The organism is Nonomuraea sp. NPDC051298, from assembly GCF_055586305.1.
This window is the reverse complement of record NZ_JBVJIM010000002.1, coordinates 318,064-332,813: the sequence shown is the minus strand read 5'-3', so window position 1 is coordinate 332,813 and position 14,750 is coordinate 318,064. Positions and strand designations below refer to the sequence as shown.

22 protein-coding genes are annotated in these 14,750 nt (G+C 69.7%); 4 read left to right on the top strand and 18 right to left on the bottom strand.

Translation table 11 applies throughout. From position 1 onward, the window contains the following. Window positions 1-46 precede the first annotated feature (46 nt). The 15 genes from ACZ6S0_RS06655 to ACZ6S0_RS06585 all read right to left on the bottom strand — a co-directional run bounded on the left by ACZ6S0_RS06655 (window position 47) and on the right by ACZ6S0_RS06585 (window position 7,988). Window positions 47-286, bottom strand: coding sequence for a hypothetical protein (locus ACZ6S0_RS06655; protein ID WP_465914029.1), 240 nt, complete (start codon window positions 284-286; stop codon window positions 47-49). Continuing rightward, on the bottom strand, window positions 283-930 hold the full coding sequence (locus ACZ6S0_RS06650) for a hypothetical protein (protein WP_465914026.1): 648 nt from the start codon (window positions 928-930) through the stop codon (window positions 283-285). Before ACZ6S0_RS06650 ends, ACZ6S0_RS06655 begins: the two co-directional genes overlap by 4 nt. Before the next feature lie 43 nt (window positions 931-973). Continuing rightward, window positions 974-1,417, bottom strand: a complete 444-nt coding sequence (locus ACZ6S0_RS06645) for a hypothetical protein (RefSeq protein ID WP_465914022.1) — start codon at window positions 1,415-1,417, stop codon at window positions 974-976. A gap of 46 nt (window positions 1,418-1,463) precedes the next feature. Then, window positions 1,464-1,634, bottom strand: coding sequence for a hypothetical protein (locus ACZ6S0_RS06640; protein WP_465914019.1), 171 nt, complete (start codon window positions 1,632-1,634; stop codon window positions 1,464-1,466). Then, entirely contained in the window at window positions 1,631-2,125 is a 495-nt protein-coding gene (locus ACZ6S0_RS06635; protein ID WP_465914016.1) for a hypothetical protein, read from the bottom strand. Before ACZ6S0_RS06635 ends, ACZ6S0_RS06640 begins: the two co-directional genes overlap by 4 nt. Then, complete coding sequence (locus tag ACZ6S0_RS06630) at window positions 2,122-2,568, bottom strand: hypothetical protein (protein WP_465914012.1); 447 nt, start codon at window positions 2,566-2,568, stop codon at window positions 2,122-2,124. Before ACZ6S0_RS06630 ends, ACZ6S0_RS06635 begins: the two co-directional genes overlap by 4 nt. After that, the gene (locus ACZ6S0_RS06625; RefSeq protein WP_465914009.1) at window positions 2,565-2,969 is read right to left on the bottom strand and encodes a hypothetical protein; all 405 of its coding nucleotides are present in this window, start codon (window positions 2,967-2,969) and stop codon (window positions 2,565-2,567) included. Before ACZ6S0_RS06625 ends, ACZ6S0_RS06630 begins: the two co-directional genes overlap by 4 nt. Next, on the bottom strand, window positions 2,966-3,694 hold the full coding sequence (locus tag ACZ6S0_RS06620) for a protein phosphatase 2C domain-containing protein (protein ID WP_465914005.1): 729 nt from the start codon (window positions 3,692-3,694) through the stop codon (window positions 2,966-2,968). The genes ACZ6S0_RS06625 and ACZ6S0_RS06620 overlap by 4 nt, the downstream gene beginning before the upstream one ends. 11 nt (window positions 3,695-3,705) lie before the next feature. Beyond that, the gene (locus ACZ6S0_RS06615) at window positions 3,706-3,984 is read right to left on the bottom strand and encodes a hypothetical protein (protein ID WP_465914002.1); all 279 of its coding nucleotides are present in this window, start codon (window positions 3,982-3,984) and stop codon (window positions 3,706-3,708) included. 72 nt (window positions 3,985-4,056) lie between these two features. Beyond that, complete coding sequence (locus tag ACZ6S0_RS06610) at window positions 4,057-4,224, bottom strand: hypothetical protein (protein WP_465914000.1); 168 nt, start codon at window positions 4,222-4,224, stop codon at window positions 4,057-4,059. 154 nt (window positions 4,225-4,378) lie between these two features. Next, on the bottom strand, window positions 4,379-4,945 hold the full coding sequence (locus ACZ6S0_RS06605; protein WP_465913997.1) for a hypothetical protein: 567 nt from the start codon (window positions 4,943-4,945) through the stop codon (window positions 4,379-4,381). 23 nt (window positions 4,946-4,968) lie between these two features. Further along, window positions 4,969-5,118, bottom strand: coding sequence for a hypothetical protein (locus ACZ6S0_RS06600; protein WP_465913994.1), 150 nt, complete (start codon window positions 5,116-5,118; stop codon window positions 4,969-4,971). Window positions 5,119-5,141: 23 nt separating this feature from the next. Then, window positions 5,142-6,200 (bottom strand): hypothetical protein, encoded by a 1,059-nt coding sequence (locus ACZ6S0_RS06595; protein ID WP_465913990.1) that lies wholly within the window; start codon window positions 6,198-6,200, stop codon window positions 5,142-5,144. A gap of 415 nt (window positions 6,201-6,615) precedes the next feature. Further along, the gene (locus ACZ6S0_RS06590) at window positions 6,616-6,927 is read right to left on the bottom strand and encodes a hypothetical protein (RefSeq protein ID WP_465913987.1); all 312 of its coding nucleotides are present in this window, start codon (window positions 6,925-6,927) and stop codon (window positions 6,616-6,618) included. Then, a complete protein-coding gene (locus tag ACZ6S0_RS06585) occupies window positions 6,924-7,988 on the bottom strand; it encodes a hypothetical protein (RefSeq protein ID WP_465913984.1) in 1,065 nt (354 codons plus the stop codon). Before ACZ6S0_RS06585 ends, ACZ6S0_RS06590 begins: the two co-directional genes overlap by 4 nt. A gap of 546 nt (window positions 7,989-8,534) precedes the next feature. Between ACZ6S0_RS06585 and ACZ6S0_RS06580 the strand changes: the two genes are divergently transcribed. Further along, on the top strand, window positions 8,535-9,893 hold the full coding sequence (locus ACZ6S0_RS06580; RefSeq protein WP_465913979.1) for a tyrosine-type recombinase/integrase: 1,359 nt from the start codon (window positions 8,535-8,537) through the stop codon (window positions 9,891-9,893). A gap of 319 nt (window positions 9,894-10,212) precedes the next feature. On the opposite strand, the gene ACZ6S0_RS06575 is transcribed toward ACZ6S0_RS06580, so the two are convergent. Then, on the bottom strand, window positions 10,213-10,452 hold the full coding sequence (locus ACZ6S0_RS06575; RefSeq protein WP_465913975.1) for a hypothetical protein: 240 nt from the start codon (window positions 10,450-10,452) through the stop codon (window positions 10,213-10,215). 223 nt (window positions 10,453-10,675) lie between these two features. Between ACZ6S0_RS06575 and ACZ6S0_RS06570 the strand changes: the two genes are divergently transcribed. Together ACZ6S0_RS06570 and ACZ6S0_RS06565 are read left to right on the top strand one after the other, a co-directional pair. Then, window positions 10,676-11,557, top strand: a complete 882-nt coding sequence (locus ACZ6S0_RS06570) for a helix-turn-helix domain-containing protein (RefSeq protein ID WP_465913970.1) — start codon at window positions 10,676-10,678, stop codon at window positions 11,555-11,557. Window positions 11,558-11,593: 36 nt separating this feature from the next. Then, complete coding sequence (locus ACZ6S0_RS06565; protein ID WP_465913965.1) at window positions 11,594-11,797, top strand: DUF397 domain-containing protein; 204 nt, start codon at window positions 11,594-11,596, stop codon at window positions 11,795-11,797. Window positions 11,798-11,957: 160 nt separating this feature from the next. On the opposite strand, the gene ACZ6S0_RS06560 is transcribed toward ACZ6S0_RS06565, so the two are convergent. Next, complete coding sequence (locus tag ACZ6S0_RS06560; RefSeq protein ID WP_465913961.1) at window positions 11,958-13,238, bottom strand: MFS transporter; 1,281 nt, start codon at window positions 13,236-13,238, stop codon at window positions 11,958-11,960. An 84-nt stretch (window positions 13,239-13,322) separates the two neighbouring features. On the opposite strand from ACZ6S0_RS06560, the gene ACZ6S0_RS06555 reads away from it, so the two are divergent. Beyond that, window positions 13,323-14,162: a LysR family transcriptional regulator gene (locus ACZ6S0_RS06555; RefSeq protein WP_465913957.1), complete on the top strand. Its 840-nt coding sequence runs from the start codon at window positions 13,323-13,325 to the stop codon at window positions 14,160-14,162. Between the two features lie 37 nt (window positions 14,163-14,199). Here ACZ6S0_RS06555 and ACZ6S0_RS06550 read toward each other — a convergent pair whose 3' ends face one another. Further along, window positions 14,200-14,727: a GNAT family N-acetyltransferase gene (locus tag ACZ6S0_RS06550; RefSeq protein ID WP_465913953.1), complete on the bottom strand. Its 528-nt coding sequence runs from the start codon at window positions 14,725-14,727 to the stop codon at window positions 14,200-14,202. Window positions 14,728-14,750: the final 23 nt, after the last annotated feature.

Genomic DNA, 14,750 nt, shown 5'->3' with positions numbered 1-14,750 from the left:
GGTGAGGCGCAGGGCAGCGGCCACCCGCCGCCCTGCGCGGGGGTGGTTACTGCTGGGGGCCGTGCTCGCAGTCGCGGAGCAGGTGGGCGTCCATCGCGGCGTCGAGCAGCGCGATGCGGGTCTTGCCGCTTTCCCACGCGGCGCTGACCCGCTCGCGGCACAGCGGGCAGTTGACTTGGAACTGCCGCCCCTGGTCGGGGCTGGCCGGGATGTCGTAGTAGCCGTACGAGCGGGCGTTGCGGGCGAGCTGCCGACGGCCCGTCCGAGTCGCCGGGTCCGTGTTCACTCCTCGCCGCCCTCGTCCTCGTCGGCGTCGAGGAGCTGCGCCTGCAGCAGCTCGACGACAATCACGCGGGGAGGCTTGGACCCGGGCCTGGGCGCGAACACGACGCAGTCCGGCGGGCACTGCGTGGTGCGGTCTTCCTCACCCGCCGGGGTGGTGCCGCAGTGCGGGCACCGCTCGCGCGGCACGGTCTGAGCGACGTCAAACGTGCCTTTCTTCACGTAGTAGCGGGGCCGCCGCTGGGAGGACTGCCAGCCGTCCTCGGCCAGCGCCTCCTCCTTGGCCTTCTCCTCGTCGGTCTTCTTCCGGCCGACGTGGCGCCACGTGCCGAGCGACTTCTCCCCCTCGGCCACGGCGCGGCCCTGGCTGAGCCAGTAGTCGAAGCCGCCGCAGTGGGTGAGGGGGCGGCGCTGCGCGGCCAGGAGCAGCGCGTTCTGCAGCGAGTAGCCGGGTTCGTCGCTGGCGGGGTCGAGCTTCCAGCCGATGCTCGCCGCGGTCGCGCGGAACTGCTCCAGCTCGGCCGGGTCGGTCAGGCACAGCACGGCGTAGGCGTGCAGCGCCTCTCGCGCTGCGGTGCGGCTGGTGGCGCTTCGGTCTTTCTGCGCCTGCGTGACTGGGCGGCGCTTGCGCTTCTTGGCGGTCGCCATTGCAGCGTTCTCCCTTCGTTAATTGCGGTAGCGCTTTTCGTACTCAGGAGTGAGTGATCTCGTGGCTGTCCGGGATGGACACGGCACGGTTGCAGGCCAGGCACTCGTAGCCGTCGCTCTCGAAGCTGCTGTCGCCGAGGTGCGCGGTGATCACGCCGTTCTCCGAGAGGGACAGGGCGTTCTCTCGGCTCGCCACGTCCAACTCGACGATGTTGTTGGCGGCGCGGCAGTTGGGCCAGGGGCAGACGAGCTTGCCGTCCTCGATGAGGACTTCGGGCTCGTCCTCGTCGGGCTCATCGGTCTCGCCGTCAAGCGGCGCCTCGCAGCACTTGGACACGATTGTTCCTCGCGAGTCGCCACGGGTGATGATGCGCGAGTTGGTGCCGCAGGACGGGCACGGACGCCGTTCGACGTGAGGGCTGTCGTCGTCCTCGTCTTGGCAGAAGGTGAGGTCGTCAGGGTCGCGGGACACAAGTTCCTCTCTCATTGCGATACCGCTGTCAGCCCCGCAGCAGGGGCGGGGCTGCGAGCGGCTAAAGCCGGATCCAGGTCCCGGCGTGCGGGACGAGGTGCCAGATGGTGTTGGTGGCCGAGCGGCGGGCCTTGATGAGGCCACCGTTCTCGCGGACGCGCAGCACGACATACGGGCCGTCCCGGCTCTTGACGACGTCCTCGACCTTCACGAAGGCGGCGGGCGGGGTCACTGCTGCGCCTCCGGCCCGATCGGGAGGCCGTACCGAGCGTCGGGCGGGCCAAGGATCACCGTCACGCCCAGCTTCTTGGCCCGGGTCAGCGCGGCTGGCCCGTCCGCTACCCATTCCCGGACCCGCCACTTGCCGCCGACCTGGTAGCACAGGGCGTACTCACCGTGCTGCACCAGCACGTCGCCGCGATTGCCGTACGCGATCGGGCCCATCGGCCGGTAGCGGTCCGTGCCGTCCGGAAGGGTCACCTTGTGCCGCCCGTGCGGCTGGCAGAAGTTGCATGGCCACACCCCTGCCGGGATGTTGAAGATGCGTTCGTAAACGCCCGTCACCTGCGACGTGTCAGTGGCGCCCTTGAGCTTCGGACAGTCGGGGACGTGGAACTCCCTGCCCAGGTCGGCGTGCGGGGCCAGCACGTAGGTGTGTTCCCCGTCCGGGTTCCGGTAGATGGCGTGATTCAGTAGCGTGACCGTTCGGTGGATCGGCTTCATACCGCCGCCTCGTCCTCGGCGCGGACGTGCGTGGTGAGTGGGCTGCCCGTGGTGCCGCTGTCGTAGCGGACGATGAGCCGGACCTTCCTCTCGTCGTCGGGCCTGATGTCCTTCACCGTCCCGGCCTGGTCGCCGACGATGACCCGCTGGTCGATGCGGAACGCCTGCATCTGCTCCCGGTTGCCGCGCAGGAAGCGGGTCAACTGCTCGCTTCCGATCAGCTCCGAGGGCTTCGACCGTCCGGGGTACTGCAGAGCGGCGGCCAGCGCGGTGCTTCCCTGGAACGCCACGACGATCTTCCAGTCGTCGCGGGTCAGGATCAGCTCCGTCGTGCCGTCGTCGACCGAGCCGGGCTCGATGGCCCACCCGCACATCCGCGCCTTCGTGGTGATCACGCTGTGGCTGGTGTTCGGGTTGACGGCGGGTCTGATTCTCCTGCTCATCGGATTCCTCTCGGTACGGACACGGCGCGTGCCGTGTCGTAGACGGAATTGGGAAGGTCCGCGGGGGCGCCGCACTGGCACAGGCCAGTGATGATGACGCCGCCGCGCATGTGGAGCCACCACCGGTTGGCGGCGGGCGGGAAATACTGGTCAAGCAGCGCCGCAGCGAGTTCGTTGGGTGGCCGGTCGCCGGGGTGCGACAGGCGGCCGACGATCAGGCGCGCGGCGGGGTACTCCTCGACCTCGGAGATCTCGGTGTCGTTGTCGCCGTCGCCGATGGTCAGCACTTCCGTCAGGCGCGGCAGATAGAGATGGTCGCCGTCGTCGGCCGTCCGGAGCTGCACGCGGGTAGCCCAGGCGGGGCTCGCGGCGAGCAGCAGCCCGATCACGGTGCTCGTCACCCGGGCTCTCCCTCGTGCGCCACGAGGTCGATCACGGCGACCGTCGTGTTGTCACGGCCACGGCCCTGCCTGGCCATGTCGAGCAGCGACGCCGCGACGTACTCGCCGGACAGGTCCGGCGAGGCCAAGCGCGCCAGGTCGTTGAGCATCGCGTTCATGTGGTCGGCCCGCCCGGCGAGCGGCAGGTGCGCGGTCAGGCCGTCCGAGGCGAGGATGATGCGGGCGTAGTCGTCGGTGCCGGCGAGCAGGCGGTGCGGCCAGGTACCGCCGACCTCGTGCTGCTCCTCGACGTTGCACGGCGTCCAGCGAGGGTGGCAGGACGGCACGGTCAGGGGGATGACCTTGCCGTCTAGGAGCACCGCCCAGGCGGGTGAGTCGCCAACCCAGGCCATGTCGAGCAGCCCTGGGGTGATCGCGGCGACGACCGCCGTAGTGATGCCCTCCTGCCCAGGCGGGGCGTCCTCGTTGCGCTGCTGCAGGTAGGTGCGGGCCGCGTGCAGGCCCTGCACACCGCTGTTGGTGGAGCCGGCAACCGCCGCGGCGATCTGCGCGCTGATCTGGGCGGCGTCAGCGGCGTCGGAGTCGTCCCCCGCGCCGTCGCACACCGCGACGGCCAGCGCCCACGAGCCGTCGAGCACGGCTACGTAGTCGGCCTGGGTGTAGCGGCTGTTCTGGATGCTGTCGTAGAAGACGCGGGCGACGCCCGGCACGTACATGAGGGGCATGAGGTTGCCTTTCAGTTGTCCCAGCCCTGCTCGGGCAGGGTGTTGAGGACGCCGATGATCTGGGTGGCACCGCTGGCCTTTCGGGTGCTGCGGTTCGGCTGCCAGGTGAGGGAGATCCGCAGGGCGCGGCCCTTGTCGGCGGAGACGTCGAGCGTGCCGAAGTACAGGCCGCGGCTGAGCCGGAGCTGGTAGATGCGGCGGTATGGCTCGTCGGGGATGTTCACGGTGAACCCGTCGTTCCGGAGCCGCTGGATGATTCCGGAGGCGCTGCGGTTGGGCTGCATGGGCATGGTGTTGGTCCTCTTTCGTGAGCAGCGTGGGGCCCGCCCCGGGCCGGCGGCCGCAGGGCTGAGCGTGATCGGCTAGTTCCAGTGGATGGAGCAGGCGACGTGATGCTGCTCCGGGGGCGCATCCCATCGGGCTGTGCAGTCGCCGCACTGGTCTCGGACCTCGACGGGGAAGATGTCGGTGATGCTCTGTGGCTCGTGCTCGGCGTCGTCGTGATGGCCGTCGGTGGCTGCCCGGTTCACGAATGCTCCCGTTCTGCGCGGTCTGTCTCGGCCCGGCGGGTGGGTTACCCTGGGACGCACGGGGCCTTCGTCGTGGCGATGAGGGTCCGGGGCTTTTTGTGGTGTTGGAATGGCCGGGCCTGTGGCGGGCCCGGCCATCGCCGTTCTCGGGGCCTTACTGGCGGGGCAGGACCCGCAGGGCGCAAGGGTTGATTGGTTCGACCCACACGCCCGCAGGCAGCGAGACCGGCTCGTACTCCACCGGGGAGTAGTCCGGCTGGCCGCCGTGGCAGGCCAGGACCGTCCAGTCGTCCACGCCGTGATCCCAGACGATGACACGGCCGCTGCCGCCGTCCCAGTCGTCGTCCATGACCTGCGGCCAGTAGTTGCGGTCGCCGTGGAAGTGTTCGCCGATCGCGTCGGCGATCTGCTGCGCCAGCTCGTCGCTGATTTCGACAGGGGCAGTGTTCGGCCAGGTCACACTGTTGATTGCGGTACCGCATTCACCGGTGCGCGTGGCCAGCATCGCGCTGAACAGCATCGAGCCTTCCTGTATGGCGTGCTGGATGGCCTCGCTCGCGTGGGCGGGGCCCCAGTCGGCGGTCTCCATGATCGCGATGAGTGCGTGCCGGGCGTGCCCGAACGGGCCGGGGTCGCGGGCGAGCTTCTGGTCATCGGCCTGGTTGAGGCGGCGCAGGAGGAGCAGCAGGTCTTCGGCGATGCTGCGGGTGGTGGTGTTCATGATGTTCCGTTCGGGTGGCGGGGTCAGATGAGACCCATGGCGAGCAGGGGCGAGACATGGCCGTCCGGGCAGGTGCCGTCCGCCTCGATCTCGTGGCCGTCCGGGCAGACCGGGGTGTCGCCGTAGACGCTCCACTCCCAGCCTTCGGGCAGGTCGATCAGGTCACGCAGCATGTTCGTGGTCCTTTCGTGTTGGCTCAGTGGCAGGTGTTGGCGCAGACGGGCTTGCCGTCCGTCGTGCGGGCGACGGCGGGGCCGTCGCAGGTGCGGCAGGTAGCGCGGTCGCTGATCACGTCGAGCGCGGTGTCGATCGCGGCGCACGCGGCCATGAGCAGGCGCCGCTTGCAGTCGAGGTCGGCGTTGCCCCGGACGATCTGCTCGAAGTCGAGCCGGTCGTCCACGGCAGCGCGGGAGGCGCCGACCAGCAGCATCTCGATGCCTACGTGGTCGACGCCATACGTGGCGGGGTCGGTGGCCTGGGCGGCGGTGAACGTGGCCACGAGGAGCGCGTCCACCAGCGAGCCGCGCTCGTCGAGCCGCTTCCGGCCGGCGACGTAGTACGGCATCGGGCGGCCGTCGTGGTACTCGATGCCCGGTGGGGTCGTCTGTGGGTTAGCCGGGGCGACCTCGTGCTCGATGTCGTCGGGGTAGCCGCTGCTCTCGCCGATCAGCTTCCAGCCGTGACGGTCAAGCAGGCCGTCGAGCGCGGGGACGCCATCGTCGAGGGGGACGCCGGTGTCGAGGATGGCGACGATCTTCGGGAGGGGGAACAGCGTCGTCTCGCCGTCTTCGGCGTCCTCCTCGGCTTCGGCGATGGCCACCAGGTGGTGCGCGGGGAGGGGGGCGCCGTCGAGGCCGAGCTTGAAGGTGTCGGTCTCGTCGATCGCCATGGCCAGGTAGCGAGTGGTCGCGTCGGTCGCCTTGGTCGTGACGGCGGGCGTCTCGGCCGGCTTGTCACGCTCGCCGAGGTCGAAGATGACGTGCCGGAGGACGGTCATCTGGCCTTCGGGGGTGAGGTCGTCGTACGTGGCGTCCTCCGGGTACGACGTGGGGCCGGTGTCCGTCTCGTAGGCGAAGTGGTGGGTGGCCGTCTGGGTGACGGTGTGCAGGATGTCCTCGTACTGGTCGGGGGTGGCCGGGTCGGTCAGTATCCGGGCGACGGTTGCGAGCATCTGGCTGGTGGTGCCGCCTGCGTAGCGGATTGCCTTGACTGTGATGAGCAGTTCGGTGTGGGTTCGGGCGATCATCGTGGTCATGTCGTTTCCCTTGTGACATGCCGCGGCCCCGCGACCGTGGCGGTCGCGGGGCCGGAGCCTGCGCCTGTTGTTGATTGCGGTGCCGCTATCAGCACGATCGGGCCTGTCCAGCCGGGTGGTGGTGCCGGTGGCGGCGTTCCGTCCGGTGTTTTGGCTGTTCGGAAACGGTGCTTCGCAGTGATACATCTCCGATATTAGCATATTTGAGAGGGTGACCAATACATTTAGGGGTGCAGTGATCCAGTACCCTCATAACGATTCGGTCAACGCGTCAGATGCGTCATACGCGTCCCGAAAAATGTGACGCGTCAAGATGTACCAGAGGTGCACACAAGCGCGTCTCCGTTGATCTGACGCGCGTGCAGCGGGAACCCTGAGTCTGCACCGCCCGTGGCTCTCGCCTTTACCACGTAGATCAGGATTTGTCGTTTTGTCGGTGCGCGCGGGCCCGCATCCGCGCCCGCGCCAACGACACCCGGCGCCGCTCCGCCTCCTCGTCCTCCACCTCCAGCTCAACCTCCGGCGGCGATGCCTCGACGAGCCGGGGCTGCTCCTCGATCGACCGTTGCACCTTCGCGTCGATCCAGGCCCACCGCCCCTCCTCCACCACCCGGCGCGGACACGCCGCCTCCCACTCACGAGCACGCATCGCCCGAGCGGCAGCCGGTGACGACCTCGCCAGCGACTCCCGCGCCTCCTGCGCCCTCTCGGCGTACCAGTCGCTCATGACGCCATCCAGCGAAGACGCTCAGCCTCCCGCTGCAGCCGCTTCGCATCCAAGGCCGCGCGCGCCGCCCGGTAAGCCTCACCGGGACCGGACGAGGAGCCCTGCTCAGCCACCGGCGGGCCCGCGAGCGCTTCCGCCCTGCTCAACCTCGGTGGTAGCTCGACCGGCCCGCCGACGCGACAAGCGTGCATCGCCTGCAGCCGCTCGCGCATGACCGCCTGCTCAGCGCGGAGCTGGGCGGCCGCGGCTGCGAGCCGCTGCGACTTGCCGGGCAGGGGCCGGCCGTGCGCGTCGAGCCACGCCGACAGCCGGTAACGCACCCAGCCGGGGACGTTGCGGATCTGGTCGCGGCTGGTCCAGGTGTAGGTCCAGGCCGTGCCGTCCGGCTGGTGGTCGAGAGCGTGCAGCACGTCGGCGGCGGTCCACCCAGCAGCTACTAAGACCCTGGTCAGGTGCCGGATGTACCAGGGGGACAGCCGCCGCAGCGTGGCGCTGGTGTCGTGGATCTTCTGGGCGATCTGGAGCGCGTGCTTGCGGGTCCCCGGCGTGGCGGCGACGTTGTTCGTCGTCGAGATTCGGTTCCGGCGGCGCGTAGATGATCTTTCCTCGCGCGCGTGCGTAGGACCTTCCTTGACTCTCTTAGGGAGAGTCAAGGAAGGGGGTTCAGTTGTCGTTTTGTCGGTGCGCATGGTGCCTTCGTCCAGCTCAGGGGCGGGCGTGCAGAGCACCCAGACAGCCGCCCGGTTGCCCAAGCCGTCGTCGGTGAGCCCGCACTGGTTGCCCCTGCGGTAGCGGTTCATCGTGCCCTCCTCGACAACGCCGAGGAAGCCGCGCTCACGCAGCCACCGGATCCAGCGCTTCACGGTGGACAGCGCCAGGTCGAGGTCATCAGCGATGCGCTGCTCGGTCGGGCGGGTGGTCAGCGTGGTCCAGTCGGCCCAGTCGGCGAGCTTGGCCGCCACGTCGGTGAGGTTCCGGTAGGCGTGGCACTTCAGGGCGAGCGCGTCGGCGTGCTCCTTGACGGCGCACAGGAACGCCCGCTGAGAAGGTGTGCGGCGCATGCCCTCGGGGACGGCGGACAGGACCGCCGCGCGGGAGGGGCTCAGCGAGGGTTGTGTGGCGTTCGGCCGTGGCGAGCGTCGGTGGTTCGGGCGCGCCAGGGGGAACGCTTGGCGAGGTGATATCTTCGGCTCCAAGCATTTTCTGTGGCACCCACCCGATCGGTTCGCCTGGCGACCAACCTGGAACCGGTCAGTGGATGCGGTGTTGTCGGTGATGTTGGTGAAGGCGCTCTCCGCTATGCGGGGGGCGCCTTTCTTGTTGTCTGGCCGGTGGCTCCTGGGGGCGGATGTCTCGGACTTGGGCTCTCGCCGTGTTCCGGTGGTCTCGTGTGATACAAACAATACAACTCGACGCATCTGACGCGTCAGACACACCATAGCGCGCTGCGTACGTATACACGAGACGTGCGAGCGAAGATCACCAAGCGCGATCGGACAACCCCGCAAACGGCGTGTTCGCGAGGGCTCACAAGCACGCGACCAGGCGAAACCGTCAGGTGGGAGCAGCCCGCCGCGCTCCGACTTCAACTCCTCAGGAGAAGCACGATGGCCCACGTCAGGGACCTCTGGTTCAAGACCATCACGCTGCCGGACGGCAGCATCAAGCGAGAACCGAGCAAGCGCCACGGGAAGGGGAAGCGCTGGTTAGCCGCTTGGACGAACCCCGAAGGGCGGGAGCAGACGAAGGCGTTCGCCAAGAAGGTCGATGCCGAGCGCCATGGCTCGCTCATGGAGGCCGACAAGGCGCGAGGGCGCTACCTCGACCCGAATGGGGCGAAGACTCGCCTGGCCGTCTTCGCCGAGAACTGGCTGAACTCGCAGTCGGCCGACCCGTCCACGCGGCAGATCCGCGGCATCTACTGGGACAAGCACATCAAGCCGAAGTTCGGCAACCGGGAGATCGGCGCAATTCGGCCGAGCGAGATCCGCACCTGGGTCAGCCAGCTCGAGAAAAAGTTGGCGGCCAGCACGGCAGGGCGCGTGCTCGCATTCCTCGACCAGCTCCTTGAGAGCGCTGTGGAGGATGATCTGATCGGCAAGAACCCGTGTGCGGCGAAGACCGTGAGAAAGCCCAAGTTGCCGCACCGGAAGATCGAGCCGTGGTCTACGGAACGCGTCCTCGCGGTGATCGACGCGCTGCCCGAGCGCTACGCCATCATGGCTCGCCTCAGCGCTGGGTGCGGACTTCGGCAGGGTGAAATCTTCGGTCTCACCGTAGACGACGTGGACTTCGAGGCAGGCGTCATCCACATACGGCAGCAGGTCAAGATGCTCAGCGCCAAGCTGCTGTTCGGCCTACCCAAGCACGACCGCGAGCGGACGATCCCGCTCCCCCAATCGGTGGCTCGCGCCCTGGAGGCGTACCTAGCCAAGTTCCCGCCGAGGGAGGTCACTTTGCCGTGGGAGGAGTTGGATGGGCGGCCGAAGACGCTGGGGCTGATCGTCACCAGCCGGGAGTCCAAGGCGTTGAACCGCAACTGTGTCAACGAGTACATCTGGAAGCCAGCCCTTGTCCGGGCTGGCGTGATCCCCAAGGATCGGCCCGCGCCGATCCCGGGCCGACGCAACCAGGAGTTCCGCAAGCACGGCATGCACGCGCTACGGCACTACTACGCCAGCGTGTTGCTCCATGCTGGCGAGTCCATCAAGGCGCTGGCCGAGTACCTTGGGCACCAAGATCCGGGCTACACGTTGCGCACGTACACGCACCTCATGCCCGGCAGCGAGGACCGGACGCGGAGAGCCATAGACACGGCGCTCGGCGGGGTCGATAAGTCTCGGGCCGCTGGCCTCAGGCGTGTGCTTTTCACCTGGTCCAGGCACCGAAGGGCGGTAGGGGCGAGCGGCGCTGCAGGCTCGCCCCGGCGTCGGCGGGGCGGGAGAGGCGCCGTGTTGGCGCGATGAGCGGCAGACCGAACAGCGACCGAACAGGACCCTAACGGATCAAGGAATTGCCTGGTCAGCCGCGCGCATATGTCAGTTCTACGACGTGTGACGGTGGCGTTTTCCGGCCTCGGCGATCTTCTTGAGAACCGGCTCTGAGCTGGGAAAACGTTCTCGTCCTTGCACGTCGTTCCCCGTTGTTCCGCCTCCTCGGGCGGAACACGGCCGGAACAGAACGGCCCGGTATCGCTCCCGATGCCGGGCCGTTTCCGCACGTGAGAGGGCTCAGGCTGCCCCCTCGTGCGCGTGCTGCTCATGCGTACGCCTAGGGGACTCGTCGCTACCGCGTCTCCCGCTCCGACGGCGGCCCGGCGTGGCCGCGCTCTCTCACCACCCCGGTGGCCGCGAGAAAGGCGGCGAAGCCCATCGAGACCGCGATGAAGGCGCTGCCTCCCGCGCCGAGCGCCGCGAGCGCGTCGGCCCCCAGTTCCAGGGCGACGCAGTAGACGAGGAGTCCGACGATCGCCGCCGTCTCCATCGCGTGGAAGAGCCAGTGTAAGACGCGTACGTGGTGGACCATGATCGGATAGTTCCTCCCTCGGCCGGGCTCGATGCCGGGATCAGTCGCACATCCCCGCCGGACGACCCCGGGACTCGCCTGTCTCGGCTCGCCCTGTTGAGAAGCCCGGTCGGCTACCCTTAGGCTAGGCTGGCGGGATGTGTATCGGGATTCCCGCCGGGATGACTTGAGAGAATCCAAGCGATACACAAATGAGCCTTCCCGGTGAGGATCGGAGACCTGGATGCCTCCAAGCAGCCCCACGGTCCTGCGGCGCCGCCTGTTCAACGAGCTACGGCGACGCCGTGAGGCGGTCGGCCTGAGCGGCCCTCAGGTGGCGAAGGCCCTCGGCTGGTCCACCTCGAAGATCTCCAGGCTGGAGACCGGGCAGATCCTGCCCCGCCACGACGACATCGGGGCTCTGCTCGACCTCTACGAGATGCCGGAGCCGGACCGGTCGAGGCTCCTCGGCCTGGTGACGCCGTCCACGGCCACGGAGTGGTGGGAGCGGTACTCCGACGCCCTCACCCCCGGCTACATCGAATATCTCGGCTACGAAAGCGGCGCGGAGCACATCCGGGAATGGCAACTCATGCTGATTCCCGGATTTCTCCAGACGCCGGAATACGCCCGCGTGATCATCGACGCCCCTCCCCACATCGCGGTTCTGACGCCTCGTCAGGTGCGGCGCCGCGTCGAACTTCGCATGGCCCGGCAACAGCGCATTTTCGACGATCCCGAGGTGACGTACAGCGCCGTCCTGGACGAGTCGGTGCTGCGGCGGCGGGTCGGCGACGACGCGATCATGGTGGGCCAGCTACGACACCTCGTGGCGATGGCCGAGGCAGCCCCGAACTTCTCTCTCCAGGTGCTGCTCAACAGCCAGGGCGTGCCCAGCGGATACACGCCGAACTTCATCCTGTTGCAGTTTCCCACGATGGAGGGCTTCGGCGAGATCCACCCCGATGTCGTCTACTTAGAAGACCCTGCGGGCGGCGGCCTCGACACCGACGAAATACGGACACACAGCCATCTCCTGGCATTCAACAAACTGCGCGAAAGCGCTCTTGGTCCCGAAGACTCGATTCGCTTCATCGAAGCACAACGGAACAACTGGGCGGGTTGATCCTGACCCAGGTGTCAAGAGAAAGGGCACGACAGCATGACTGACGACACCGCTTCTTCGCCGGAGGTGTGGCGGCGAAGCCGCCGTTGCGGGTCCAACGGGGCCTGTGTGGAGGTCGCCCTGCTGAGGGACGGCCGTTTCGGGCTCCGCGACTCAAAGAGCCCGGCCGGCGGAGTGATCGCGTTGTCTTCCGGCGACTACGAAGACCTCCTGGGCCGCATCAAACGAGGCGAGGTCTGAGACCCGGGCCCCGGCTTCGTTCAACGGCTGAGGGCGGCCGAGGATCGCGGTGGCTTCGATCTCGGCCAGGTGCCCGAGGACGTCCAGCGCGGTGACGCCCTTGGCCGGCGGAACCGGGGGCCCCAGCCCTCCCGGGCCTGGCCGTCCTCGTCGGCGAGGATCACTCCGCCGCCGGTCGCCGGGATCCTCTTCTGTGGCCTGCGGCGGCGTAGCCCGCGCAGGTCACCGCGGTGAGCAGGGCCGCGACGAAGAGCGGGGTGAGCGGGGCGCCGCGTCCGGTGAGCTCGCCGCCGAGCACCGCCACGCCGAGGGTGGCGCCCACCTGGCGGCCCGCGTTCAGTACGCCTCCCGCCGTGCCCGCCGTCCCGGCGGGCGCGCTCGCGACCATGCCCGCCATCAGCGCGGGGAAGCAGAACGACAGCCCGAAACCCATCACCACGAGCCACCCGGCCAGGCCGTCGGCGAGCGCGGCCCCGGTCAGACCGGCCGCCAGCAGGGCCAGCCCGGCCAGGATCGGCGGGCGGGCGCCGTGTCGGGCCACGATGCGGCCGGTGAGCACGGGGTTGACGACCATGGGGAGGGTCAGGGGCAGGAAGGCCAGTCCGGTCTCCATGGGGGTGAGGTGGCGGGTGTCCTGGAGGAACAGCGTCAGCACGAACAGGCTGCCGGAGAAGGCGAAGTTGGCCACGGCCCCGGCGAGCAGTTCCGGCCAGGTGGCGGGCAGCAGTCCGCGCGGGACGGCCCCGTGGGCGGCGCGGCGCTCCGCGACCATGAGTGCGGCCAGGGCGGCCAGGGCCAGCGCCCCGGCCAGGGGCGAGGCGTCCGTCAGCGCCTCCGCCAGCAGCCCGAGGAACGCGCACATCAGGCCCTGGGCGTACCAGTCGATCCGGCGGGCGCCACGCGGCGAGCGGTCGCAGCGCACGGCCAGCAGGGCGGCGACGGCGATGGGCGGGTTGACCAGGAAGACCGCGCGCCAGCCTGACAGGTCCACCAGGAGGCCGCCCAGCAGCGGGCCCGCCGCCAGGGCCGTGCCGGTGACAGCCGCCCACCCGCCCATGGCGCGCGCCCGCGCGGCCGGCGCGGGGAACAGCTCGGCGATCAGCCCGAGCGAGCCGCCCAGGCACAGCGCGCCGGCCACGCCCAGCAGCGCGCGCAGCGCCACCAGGACCCCGAGGGACGGCGCCGCCGCGCTCAGCAGGGACAACACCCCGAACCCGGCCACGCCCACCTTGAACACCCGCGCCGCCCCGTAGCGGTCGGCCACCGCTCCCCCGGTCAGGAGGGCGGCGGCGAAGGCCACGGTGTAGGCGTTCACGGCCCACTGCTGGCCCGCCACGGAGCCGCCGAGCGAGGCCCGCAGGTCCGGCAGGGCCACGGTGAGCACGGTCGTGTCCAGGAGCACGAGGAAGTAGGCGAGGGAGAGGCCGGTGAGCTTCTTCATGGGCTCCAGCCTGCGTAAACGTCCTATGCCCGCTCAACCGCCGCGGCCGCGGGGGGCGTTCGGGAAAGCCGTATGCTGGCGGGCGTGGAGTTGCGTCATGTGCGGGTGTCCGCTGCGGTCGCGCGGGCCGGAACCGTCGTGGGTGCCGCCAACCAGCTCGGGCTCGCCCCGGCGTCGGTGTCGGAGCAGGTGCGGCGGCTGGAGGCCGGGCTCGGGGTCGCGTTGTTCGAACGCACCCCGCGGGGGATGCGCCTGACCGCGCCGGGGCAGGCGTTGCTGGAGCGCGCGCACGGGCTGCTCGACCACGCGGACGAGGTCCGCAGGGCCGTCACCGGGCAGCGGCGGCGGGTCTCGGTCGGCGCGCTGGAGATGCTGGCCGCCACCCGGCTGCCCGCCGTGGTGCGCCGCCTGGCCGACCGCCGTCCCGACCTGGACGTGGACGTACGCACGCTCGACAGGAAGGCGCTGCTGGCCGAGGTCGCGGGCGGCGGCCTGGACGCGGCGCTGCTGCTCGACGCCGGGACCCGGATCGGCACGCTCGGCTTCGACCCGCCGCCCGGCCTCGACTTCCTCGACGTGGGCGAGGTCGCGCTGCGCCTGGTCACCGCGCCGGACGGCGACCCGGGCACCCTGCTGCTGTCGCCGCCGGGGTGCTCGATCCGGATGGCGACGGACCTGATGTTCGGGGCCGCGGCGCCCCGGCGCGAGCTGACCAGCGTCGTGACCGCGAGGGAGTGGGCCAGGCAGGGGCTCGGCAGGTCGCTGCTGCCGGACTTCGCGGTGGACGCCGACCTGGCCTCGGGCGCCCTGGTCCCCCTCGGCCTCTCCCCCGCCGCGGAGACGCCCGTACTGGCCCTGCGGCTGGTGTGGCTGCGCGGCCGGGAGCCGGGCCTGCGCGACGTCCTGTACGCGATGAGCGCCTGACCCCCGCGACGCGCACCGCGCACCCGGGCAGGCCCGGCTACGGACGCCTGAGGCGGTAGAGCACGTGACGCAGCAGGGGGCTGTCGCTGGGCACGCGCGGATGGTCGAAGTCCTCCGCCGGGTCACGCGTCATCCCCAGGCGTTCCATCACGGCCCGCGACCGCGCGTTGCCCACGGCGGTCATCGAGATGAGCGCGTCGAGCCCGGCCTCCTCGAACGCGTACGTGACGGCCCGCCGGGCGGCCTCGGTCGCGTAGCCGTGCCCCCACGCCCCGCGTGACAGCCGCCACCCGATCTCCACCGCCGGCAGGAAGGGCGCGTCGAACGTCTGCACCGCCAGCCCCGTGAACCCGATGAAGCGCCCGCCGGCCCGCTCCTCCAGCGCCCACAGCCCGTAGCCGTGCGCCTCGAACTCCCGCTCGATCCGGTCCACCAAGGCGTCGCTCTGCTCGCGGTTCAGCGGGCTGGGGAAGTAGCGCATCGCCTCGGGGTCGGCGTTGAGCGCGGCGAAGGGGGCCCTGTCGGAGTCGCGCCACCGGCGCATGATCAAACGCTCTGTCTCCACCAGGGCACGATAACGCCACCACA

Coding starts and splice junctions, on each gene's coding strand:
- ACZ6S0_RS06650 (WP_465914026.1), bottom strand. CDS start 930: ATGGCGACCGCCAAGAAGCGCAAGCGCCGCCCAGTCACGCAGGCGCAG.
- ACZ6S0_RS06645 (WP_465914022.1), bottom strand. CDS start 1,417: ATGAGAGAGGAACTTGTGTCCCGCGACCCTGACGACCTCACCTTCTGC.
- ACZ6S0_RS06635 (WP_465914016.1), bottom strand. CDS start 2,125: ATGAAGCCGATCCACCGAACGGTCACGCTACTGAATCACGCCATCTAC.
- ACZ6S0_RS06630 (WP_465914012.1), bottom strand. CDS start 2,568: ATGAGCAGGAGAATCAGACCCGCCGTCAACCCGAACACCAGCCACAGC.
- ACZ6S0_RS06620 (WP_465914005.1), bottom strand. CDS start 3,694: ATGCCCCTCATGTACGTGCCGGGCGTCGCCCGCGTCTTCTACGACAGC.
- ACZ6S0_RS06615 (WP_465914002.1), bottom strand. CDS start 3,984: ATGCCCATGCAGCCCAACCGCAGCGCCTCCGGAATCATCCAGCGGCTC.
- ACZ6S0_RS06605 (WP_465913997.1), bottom strand. CDS start 4,945: ATGAACACCACCACCCGCAGCATCGCCGAAGACCTGCTGCTCCTCCTG.
- ACZ6S0_RS06600 (WP_465913994.1), bottom strand. CDS start 5,118: ATGCTGCGTGACCTGATCGACCTGCCCGAAGGCTGGGAGTGGAGCGTC.
- ACZ6S0_RS06595 (WP_465913990.1), bottom strand. CDS start 6,200: ATGACCACGATGATCGCCCGAACCCACACCGAACTGCTCATCACAGTC.
- ACZ6S0_RS06590 (WP_465913987.1), bottom strand. CDS start 6,927: ATGAGCGACTGGTACGCCGAGAGGGCGCAGGAGGCGCGGGAGTCGCTG.
- ACZ6S0_RS06585 (WP_465913984.1), bottom strand. CDS start 7,988: ATGCGCCGCACACCTTCTCAGCGGGCGTTCCTGTGCGCCGTCAAGGAG.
- ACZ6S0_RS06580 (WP_465913979.1), top strand. CDS start 8,535: ATGGCCCACGTCAGGGACCTCTGGTTCAAGACCATCACGCTGCCGGAC.
- ACZ6S0_RS06575 (WP_465913975.1), bottom strand. CDS start 10,452: ATGGTCCACCACGTACGCGTCTTACACTGGCTCTTCCACGCGATGGAG.
- ACZ6S0_RS06570 (WP_465913970.1), top strand. CDS start 10,676: ATGCCTCCAAGCAGCCCCACGGTCCTGCGGCGCCGCCTGTTCAACGAG.
- ACZ6S0_RS06565 (WP_465913965.1), top strand. CDS start 11,594: ATGACTGACGACACCGCTTCTTCGCCGGAGGTGTGGCGGCGAAGCCGC.
- ACZ6S0_RS06560 (WP_465913961.1), bottom strand. CDS start 13,238: ATGAAGAAGCTCACCGGCCTCTCCCTCGCCTACTTCCTCGTGCTCCTG.